Below are 8747 nucleotides of genomic sequence, written 5' to 3'. Positions count from 1 at the left end.
CACGGTCAATATCGCGCTCATCGAAAACGGCACGCCGGTGGCCGGTATCGTCCATGCGCCGGCGCTCGGCCGGCTGTTCATCGCCGAGCCGGGCCGGCCGGCGCAGGAACTGTGCGAGAAGGACACGCGCACCGCGCTCCATGTCCGCGCCTGCGGCGGCGATCTGGTGGCGCTGGCCAGCCGCTTTCACGATTCGCCGCGGACGCGGGCCTTTCTGCGCGAGCATGCGATCGAAAGCTGCGTCACCGCCGGCTCCTCGCTGAAATTCTGCATGCTGGCCGCCGGCAAGGCCGACATCTATCCGCGCTTCGGCCCGACGATGGAGTGGGACACCGCCGCCGGGCACGCCATCCTGGCCGCCGCCGCCGGCGAGGTCGTCACGCGCGATGGCGGCCCGCTGACCTACGGCAAGCCGGGCTACCGCAACCCCGATTTCATCGCTTCGTCGCCCGAGGCCCGCGCGCGCTGCCTCGGCACGGGAACCTGACAGCGAGGCAAGGACCATGTCGTTTCTGACCCATCTCGACCGCCTCGAAGCCGAAGCCGTCCACATCATGCGCGAAGTGGTGGCCGAGGCCGAGAACCCGGTCATGCTCTATTCGATCGGCAAGGACTCCGCAGTCATGCTGCATCTTGCCAGGAAGGCTTTCTATCCCTCGCCGCCGCCCTTTCCGCTGATGCATATCGACACGACGTGGAAGTTCCGGCAGATGATCGAATTTCGCGATCGCCTGCCCGCCGAGACCGGCATGGAACTGATCGTGCACACCAATCGGGAGGGGCTGGCGCGGGGCGTCAACCCGTTCAGCCACGGCTCCTCGGTCCACACCGACGTGATGAAGACCCAGGCGCTCAAGCAGGCGCTGGACAAGCACGGGTTCGACGTCGCCTTCGGCGGGGCGCGGCGCGACGAGGAAAAGTCGCGCGCCAAGGAGCGCGTCTTTTCCTTTCGCACCGCGGACCATCGCTGGGACCCGAAAAACCAGCGGCCCGAACCCTGGGCGCTCTACAATCCCAGAAAGCACGCCGGCGAATCGATCCGCGTCTTTCCGCTGTCGAACTGGACCGAACTGGACATCTGGCAATATATCCACCGCGAGAAGATCGATCTGGTGCCGCTCTATTTCGCCGCGCCGCGTCCGACCGTTAGGCGCGACGGCATGCTGATCATGGTCGATGACGAGCGCATGCCGCTTCGGGCGAACGAGGTGCCGCAGACGCGGATGGTGCGCTTCCGCACGCTCGGCTGCTACCCGCTGACCGGAGCGGTGGAGAGCGAGGCGACCACGCTGCTCGGCATCATCCAGGAGATGCTGCTCGCCACAACCTCCGAGCGCCAGGGCCGCGCGATCGACCACGACCAGTCCGCCTCCATGGAGAAGAAGAAGCAGGAAGGCTATTTCTGATGGCCCATCACGTGTCCGATCTGGCCGCGACCGACATCGCCGCCTATCTGAAATCGCACGAGGAGAAGTCGCTGCTGCGCTTCCTCACCTGCGGGTCGGTGGATGACGGCAAGTCGACGCTGATCGGCCGGCTGCTTTATGAATCCAGGCTCGTCTTCGAGGACCAGCTCGATGCGCTGCATGCGGATTCGCGCAGGCTCGGCACCCAGGGCGACCGGCCCGATCTGGCCCTTCTGGTGGACGGGCTGGCCGCGGAGCGCGAGCAGGGCATCACCATCGATGTCGCCTATCGCTTCTTTTCCACCGAAAGGCGCAAATTCATCGTCGCCGACACGCCCGGCCACGAGCAATATACGCGCAACATGGCCACCGGCGCGTCGACCGCGGACCTTGCGATCATCCTGGTCGACGCGCGCAAGGGCATCCTGACCCAGACGCGGCGCCACTCCTTCATCGTCTCGCGGCTGGGCATCCGCAACATTGTCGTCGCCGTCAACAAGATGGACCTTGTCGGCCATGACGCCGCCGTCTTCCGCCGCATCGAGCGCGAATACCGGCTGCTTGCCCGCGCGCTTGGCGACGACCTCGACATCGTCGCCATTCCGATCTCTGCGCTCGAAGGCGACAATGTCATCGAACCCGGCGCGGCCATGCCCTGGTATGACGGGCCGACGCTGATGGAGCATCTCGAACGGGTCGAGGTCGGGGACGGGCGCGCCGATACGCCGTTCCGCCTGCCGGTCCAGTGGGTCAACCGGCCGAACCTTGATTTTCGCGGCTTCGCCGGCCAGATCGCCGGCGGCACCGTGCGCATCGGCGACCGGGTCACGGTCCTGCCGTCGGGCCGCGGCAGCCGGGTGACCGGCATCGTCACGATGGGCGAGGATCGCGCGCAGGCGGCGGCCGGCCGGTCGGTGACGCTGACCCTGGCCGACGAGATCGACGTTTCGCGCGGCGACATGATCGTCGCCTCGCACGCGCCGGCCCGGACCGGCGACCGGTTCGAGGCGACCGTGATCTGGATGGCGGACGAGCCGATGTTTCCGGGCCGCTCATACTGGATCAAGACCGGCGGCGCGACGGCGCAGGCGACGCTGGGCGCGCCCGACCACCGCATCGACGTGAACACGCTGACGACCGAGCCGGCGCGCGAGTTGTCGCTCAACGAGATCGGCGTATGCGCCGTCACGCTCGACCGTGCGGTCGCATTCGACCCCTATGCCGAAAATCGCGACACCGGCGGCTTCATCCTGATCGACAAGCTGACCAACGCCACCGTCGGCATGGGCATGATCCATCATGCGCTGAACCGGTCGGACAATGTCCGCTGGCAGGCGACGGACGTCGACCGGGACGCCCGCGCCGCGCTCAAGGGGCACCGGCCCGCCGTGGTTTGGCTCACCGGCCTGTCCGGCTCGGGCAAGTCGACCATCGCCAATCTGGTCGAGACCAGGCTGGCCGCCAATCGGGTCCACACAATGCTGCTCGACGGCGACAATGTGCGCCACGGCCTCAACAGGGATCTGGGCTTTTCCGACACCGACCGGGTCGAGAATATCCGCCGCATCGCCGAGGTCGCCAAGCTGATGAGCGATGCCGGCCTGGTCGTGCTCGTCTCCTTCATCTCGCCGTTCCGCGCCGAACGGCGGATGGCGCGCAGCCTGGTGCCGGAGGGCGAATTCGTCCTGGTCCATGTGGACACGCCGCTCGGCGTGGCCGAGGCGCGCGATCCAAAGGGGCTTTATGCGAAGGCGCGCGCCGGCGCGATCCCGAACTTCACCGGCATCGGCTCGCCCTATGAGCGGCCCGAAAAGCCCGACCTGCGCGTCGATACGACGGCCCTGACGCCCGAGGCGGCGGCCGATCGCGTCATCGCCGAACTGGTGAGCCGCGGCATCGTTGCACCGGTCGCCTAGGAGCTGGCCCTAGAGCGGTTCGTCTTTGGCTGTAATCGTCTGAGCGCTGGGATTTTGTGATCTGGCAAGGCGCGCGCAACGCCGCCCGGAGCGCAAAAGACCAAGCGCGGGCGATGTGCGGCCATCATGTGATTTCAATGTGTTGCCGGCCTCCGGCTTGGACGTCTTTTCCGCCGGCGGCGTCGTCAAAAGCCTGCCGCGATCGTCGGATCGCGCTGCGGCGGAAAACCCTGTCCATCGATCCGCTCCCATCCAAAGACAAGCCGTTCTAGGCGTTTTGGCGCACTTGCGTTATCGCTCCGGCTTGGCGAACAATGCGCCAAACGGGAGCTGCCATGCATTTTCCACCGCCGAACGTCGCCCTGACGGGCCTTGCCGCTGATCTGCGCAAGCGTGCCGAGCGGGGCGATCCGATCCGCATCGGGCTCGTCGGCACCGGCGAGATGGGCACCGACATCTTCACCCAGGTCGCCATGATGGACGGCATCGAGGTCACAACCGTCATGGAACGCACGGCCGGGCGCGCCGAGCAAGGATGCCGGATCGCCTATGGCGAGGCCGGCCGCACCCGTTTCGCATCGACCCACGATCAGGTCTCCGCCGCCGTCGAGGCGGGCAGGATCGCCGTCACCGACGATCTTGACCTTGCCCTGTCGCACGATCTGGTGGACGTGGTGATCGACGCGACGGGCGTGCCGGAAGCGGGCGCCGATATCGGCATGCGCGCGATCAGCTTCGGCAAGCACCTGATCATGATGAATGTCGAGTGCGACGTCTGCATCGGCCCCTATCTCAAGCACGAGGCCGACAGGGCGGGCGTCGTCTACACGCTCGGCGCGGGCGACGAGCCGTCCTCGTGCATGGAGATCATCGAGTTCGTCACCGCCATGGGCCACTCGGTCGTCTCGGCCGGCAAGGGCAAGAACAACCCGCTCGATGTCGATGCCCACCCCGACGCCTATCGGGAAGAGGCCGACCGGCGGAACATGAATGTGCGCATGCTGGTCGAGTTCGTCGACGGTTCGAAGACCATGGTCGAGATGGCCGCCATCGCCAACGCGACGGGCCTTGTGCCCGACGTGCCGGGCATGCACGGCCCGCGCGCCACCGTTGATCAGCTCGCCTCCGTCCTGATCCCGGAAGACGATGGCGGGGTCCTGTCCAGGCCCGGCCGCGTCGATTATTCGATCGGCAAGGGCGTCTCGCCCGGCGTGTTCGTGGTCATCAGGGCCGCCCATCCGCGCATCCACGAGCGCATGGCCGACCTGAAGATGGGCGAGGGACCCTATTTCGCCTTCCACCGGCCCTACCATCTGACCTCGCTCGAAGTGCCGCTGACCGCCGCGCGCGTCATGCTGGCCGGCAGGCCCGACATGGTGCCGCTGCCGCGCCGGGTGGCCGAGGTCTGCGCGGTGGCCAAACGGGACATCGCGGCGGGCGAAACGCTCGGGGCGGTCGGCGAGTTCTGCTACCGCTCCTTCACCATGACCGCCGAGGATGCCGCCGCCGCCAAGGCCATTCCCTGCGGCCTGCTCGAACGGGGGACGGCCCGGACGCCGATCGCCAGGGGCCGGCTTCTGACATGGGACAATGCGCGTCCGAGCCCGCAATCGCGCATCGCCCAGCTGCGCGCGCGCCAGGACGCCATGATGGCGCAGTCCCGGACCGCCCGCACCATCCCCGCCGAATAACCGTGCAAGGCTGGGATTTTGCACGCGCCGTCATCGCTTCTTGCCGGCCGCGACGAAAAAGCGCTGCAATCGTGTCCGTCTTTCAGGCAATTGCCCGTGATCGTCCTTGTGCTTCCATGTTATGCGGGCCGGTGGCCGCCCGGCGGGGCCCATGCCTGCCGTCAATTTTGATTGACAAGGGGATAGACAGAAGTGACAATTCAGATTGACACATCGAAATGTCATCGAAACGGTACAGGCCGTGGGAGAAGACCCAGGCACTGCGGGAGGTCAAGACCATGAGCGCCGGACCCGACACGCCTCTTCTGGACACGATCGGCACGCCGGCCGACCTGCGCGCGCTGACCGACGGCGAGCTTCCCAGGCTGGCCGACGAGTTGCGCGCCGAACTGATCGACGCGGTCAGCCAGACCGGCGGGCATCTGGGCGCGGGGCTCGGCGTGGTCGAGCTGACGATCGCCGTCCATCACGTGTTCAACACGCCCCATGACCGGCTGATCTGGGATGTCGGCCACCAGTGCTATCCGCACAAGATCCTGACCGGCCGGCGGGACCGGATCCGCACGCTTCGCAAGGAAAGCGGCCTGTCCGGCTTCACCAAGCGCGCCGAGAGCGACTACGATCCGTTCGGCGCCGCCCATTCGTCCACGTCGATCTCGGCCGGACTCGGCATGGTCGAGGCCGCCCGCCACCAGGGCATCAAGCGCAATGTCGTCTCGGTGATCGGCGATGGCGCGATGTCGGCCGGCATGGCCTATGAGGCGATGAACAATGCCGGCCACATGGACGCGCGCCAGATCGTCATCCTCAACGACAACGACATGTCGATCGCCCCGCCGACCGGCGCGATGAGCGCCTATCTGGCGCGGCTCGTCTCCGGCCGCACCTATATCGGCCTGCGCGAGGCCGCCAAGCAGCTCTCCAAGCGCATGCCGAAATTCATTCAGGACAAGGCGCGCAAGACCGAAGAGTACACGCGCGCGTTCTTTGCCGGGGGCACGCTGTTCGAGGAGCTGGGGTTCTTCTATGTCGGCCCCATCGACGGGCACAATCTGGACCACCTTCTGCCCGTCCTGCGCAATGCGCGCGACGCGCAGGTCGGCCCGATCCTGATCCACGCCGTCACCCAGAAGGGCAAGGGCTACGCGCCCGCCGAGCAGGCCGCCGACAAATATCACGGCGTCGCCAGGTTCGATGTCATCACCGGCGCCCAGGCCAAGGCCAAGCCGAACGCGCCCTCCTATACGAAGGTGTTCGGGCAATCGCTGGTCAAGGAGGCCGAGCGGGACGAGGCGATCGTGGCCATCACCGCCGCCATGCCCTCGGGCACCGGCGTCGACATTTTCGGCAAGGCGTTTCCCGAGCGGACCTATGACGTCGGCATCGCCGAGCAGCATGCGGTCACCTTCGCCGGCGGGCTGGCCGCCGACGGCATGAAGCCGTTCGCGGCGATCTATTCGACCTTCCTGCAGCGCGCCTACGACCAGGTCGTGCACGACATCGCCATCCAGAAGCTGCCCGTGCGCTTTCCGATCGACCGGGCGGGGTTCGTCGGCGCGGACGGACAGACCCATGCCGGCGCGTTCGACATCGCCTATCTGGGCTGCCTGCCCGGCTTCGTGATCATGGCGGCCGGCGACGAGGCCGAACTCAAGCACATGGTGCGCACCGCGGCCGTCTATGATGAAGGCCCGATGGCCTTCCGCTATCCGCGCGGCGAGGGCGCGGGCGTCGACATGCCCGAGCGCGGCGAGGTGCTGGAGATCGGCAGGGGCCGCATCGTGCGCGAGGGCGGCAAGGTGGCGATCGTGTCGTTCGGCGGCCGGCTCGCGCAAGCGCTGCTCGCCGCCGAGAAGCTCGACGGGTTCGGCCTGCCTGCGACCGTCGCCGACGCCCGCTTCGCCAAGCCGCTCGATACGGCGCTGATCGAGCGGCTGGCCCGCAACCATGAGCTTGTGATCACCGTCGAGGAAGGCGCGGTCGGCGGCTTCGGCTCGTTCGTCGCCCAGCACCTGCTCAACCAGGGCCTGCTCGATGGCGGCCTCAAATACCGCTCCCTGTTCATGCCCGACCGGTTCGTCGACCAGGCTTCGCCCGACCGGATGTACGAGATGGCGGGCCTTGACGCGGACGGAATCGTCAAGGCCGTGTTCGGCGCGCTGGGGCGCCAGGAGACGGAGCGCAGCGGCGCGATCATCGCCTGACGGCGGGCCGGAGCCGGTCGCCCGCATGTCGCCGATCTTGTGGCGGCGGCAATAGGAGGCCCAGGATGCGGCGTGCGGTGGGGGCAAGCCCGTTCCGGCAGGGTGGTTCAATCTCATGACGGAACGCTCTAAACCGGCACCATGTCGACCAAGCGAATCGCGGGCCCTGAGATCGAGCGGCTGATCCAGCTTCTGGCCAAGGTGCCCGGGCTCGGGCCGCGCTCGGCGCGCCGCGCCGCTCTGCACATGATCAAGAAGCGCGAGCACCTGCTCGAACCGCTGGCCGCCGCCATGGGCGCGGCCGCCGCCAAGGTGGTCGTCTGCTCCGCCTGCGGCAATGTCGATACCGCCGATCCCTGTTCGATCTGCGCCGATCCGCGCCGCGAGGCGGCGACGATCATCGTCGTCGAGGACGTCGCCGACCTTTGGGCGCTCGAACGCGCCTCCGGCATGAACGTGCGCTACCATGTGCTCGGCGGTACCCTGTCGCCGCTCGACGGCGTCGGCCCGGACGATCTGAACATCGGGACGCTGGTCGACCGCATCGCCGGCGGCGCGGTGCGCGAACTGATCCTGGCGGTCAACGCCACCGTCGAGGGGCAGGCGACCGCCCACTACATCACCGCCCAGCTCGAAGACGCCGAGGTGATGATCACGCGGCTCGCGCACGGCGTTCCCGTCGGCGGTGAACTGGACTATCTCGACGAGGGAACGCTGTCGGCGGCGCTGCGCGCGCGCACGAGGTTCTGAACCTCAACCTCCGCGTCCGTGCGTCCGCGACCCCAGGCTTATGCAGCCCTGTCCCGCGCCGGAACCGGATTGTAAGATGGCATGGGAATCGTCTCGACGGAGAGCCCGATGGTCCGCCTCGCTGCCCTTATTGTCGCCTTCATGCTCGCCGCGCCCGGCATGGTGCAAGCCGATCCGCAGGGCGCCTACGGGGCTTTCCTTGAAAACACCATCTGGCCGAAGGCGCGGGCGGCGGGCGTCTCGCGCGCCACCTTCGACCGCGCCATGGGCGCCAGGCGGCCGAACATGGAGATTCCGGGCCTGGTGAGGCCCGGCCAGTCGACGCCCCGGCGCATCCGCCAGGCTGAATTCTCCGCCCCGGCACGCTATTTCAACGAGAACAATCTGGGCGCGATCGTGTCGCAGGGCCGCCGGCTGGCGGACCGGCACGCATCGACGCTGGCCGCGCTGGAGCGCAAATATGGCGTGCCGGGCCGCATCGTCCTGGCCGTCTGGGGCCGCGAGAGCGCCTTCGGCCGCGCCGCCATTGCCCATGACGCCTTCCAGGTGCTGGGCACCAAGGCGTTCATGTCGACCCGGCCGGACCTGTTCCGGGCCGAACTGGTGGCCGCGCTGCAAATGGCCGAGCGTGGGCTCGCGACCCCCGCGCAGATGAAATCGTCCTGGGCTGGCGCTTTGGGCCAGCCGCAATTCCTGCCCTCGTCCTATCTGGACCATGCCGTCGATATCGACGGGGACGGCAGGGCGGACATCTGGACGTCCGTGCCCGACACGCTGGGC

7 protein-coding genes are annotated in these 8747 nt (G+C 67.6%); all 7 read left to right on the top strand.

The annotated features are described in order from the left end of the window. Nucleotides 1–487, top strand: a 487-nt coding sequence (locus AC5E6L_RS11795; RefSeq protein WP_491773495.1) for a 3'(2'),5'-bisphosphate nucleotidase CysQ family protein, incomplete at its 5' end; no start/stop codon positions are given. Beyond that, on the top strand, nucleotides 432–1406 hold the full coding sequence (gene cysD / locus AC5E6L_RS11790; protein WP_491773497.1) for a sulfate adenylyltransferase subunit CysD: 975 nt from the start codon (nucleotides 432–434) through the stop codon (nucleotides 1404–1406). The genes AC5E6L_RS11795 and cysD, both read left to right, overlap by 56 nt. After that, nucleotides 1406–3322 (top strand): sulfate adenylyltransferase subunit CysN, encoded by a 1917-nt coding sequence (gene cysN, locus AC5E6L_RS11785; protein WP_491773493.1) that lies wholly within the window; start codon nucleotides 1406–1408, stop codon nucleotides 3320–3322. The genes cysD and cysN overlap by 1 nt, the downstream gene beginning before the upstream one ends. Nucleotides 3323–3657: 335 nt before the next feature. Beyond that, nucleotides 3658–5013 carry an NAD(P)H-dependent oxidoreductase gene (locus AC5E6L_RS11780; protein ID WP_491773491.1) on the top strand — a complete coding sequence of 452 codons (1356 nt, stop codon included), beginning with the start codon at nucleotides 3658–3660 and terminating at the stop codon, nucleotides 5011–5013. Nucleotides 5014–5291: 278 nt separating this feature from the next. Next, nucleotides 5292–7217 (top strand): 1-deoxy-D-xylulose-5-phosphate synthase, encoded by a 1926-nt coding sequence (gene dxs, locus AC5E6L_RS11775; RefSeq protein WP_491229825.1) that lies wholly within the window; start codon nucleotides 5292–5294, stop codon nucleotides 7215–7217. A 141-nt stretch (nucleotides 7218–7358) separates the two neighbouring features. Then, nucleotides 7359–7967 carry a recombination mediator RecR gene (recR, locus tag AC5E6L_RS11770; RefSeq protein WP_491229826.1) on the top strand — a complete coding sequence of 203 codons (609 nt, stop codon included), beginning with the start codon at nucleotides 7359–7361 and terminating at the stop codon, nucleotides 7965–7967. 108 nt (nucleotides 7968–8075) lie between these two features. After that, the coding region (locus AC5E6L_RS11765) for a lytic murein transglycosylase (protein WP_491773488.1) at nucleotides 8076–8747 on the top strand (672 nt) is incomplete at its 3' end.

The organism is Roseitalea sp., assembly GCF_984466335.1.
The sequence above is the reverse complement of the archived record's forward strand: the minus strand, read 5'-3'. Positions and strand labels throughout refer to the sequence as shown.

Bases quoted from the DNA above. Each gene is read 5' to 3' on its own strand.
- cysN (WP_491773493.1), top strand. From the start codon at position 1,406: ATGGCCCATCACGTGTCCGATCTGGCCGCGACCGACATCGCCGCCTAT.
- AC5E6L_RS11780 (WP_491773491.1), top strand. From the start codon at position 3,658: ATGCATTTTCCACCGCCGAACGTCGCCCTGACGGGCCTTGCCGCTGAT.
- dxs (WP_491229825.1), top strand. From the start codon at position 5,292: ATGAGCGCCGGACCCGACACGCCTCTTCTGGACACGATCGGCACGCCG.
- recR (WP_491229826.1), top strand. From the start codon at position 7,359: ATGTCGACCAAGCGAATCGCGGGCCCTGAGATCGAGCGGCTGATCCAG.